The organism is Pseudomonas juntendi (assembly GCF_009932375.1).
GTDB lineage: Bacteria > Pseudomonadota > Gammaproteobacteria > Pseudomonadales > Pseudomonadaceae > Aquipseudomonas > Aquipseudomonas juntendi.
Window position 1 is genome coordinate 1 of the sequence record NZ_BLJG01000481.1, and the last position, 357, is coordinate 357.

Consider the following 357-nt stretch of genomic DNA (forward strand, 5'->3'; position numbering starts at 1 on the left):
CCCGCTCCCACAAGGGCCCTGTTAAATCAAAAAGTTATATATTGTCCTGCAAAAGCCCGGCCGCCGCCTTAGCGATAAGGCCGGCACGGGCCACATAAAACGAAAACCCCTTGAGGCATGAGCCGCAAGGGGTTTCTGTTTACTGCAGGCTACCGCTTAGACGTTGAAGCGGAAGTGCATCACGTCGCCATCTTTGACGATGTAGTCCTTGCCTTCCAGGCGCCACTTACCGGCTTCCTTGGCGCCGCTTTCACCCTTGAACTGGATGAAGTCGTCATAGGCCACGACTTCAGCGCGGATGAAGCCTTTTTCGAAGTCGGTGTGGATAACCCCGGCCGCCTGGGGTGCGGTGGCGCC

1 protein-coding gene is annotated in these 357 nt (G+C 57.1%); it reads right to left on the reverse strand.

The annotated features are described in order from the left end of the window. Positions 1 to 156 precede the first annotated feature (156 nt). A partial coding sequence (locus tag GYA94_RS26840; protein WP_161893472.1) for a DUF933 domain-containing protein occupies positions 157 to 357 on the reverse strand: 201 nt, incomplete at its 5' end.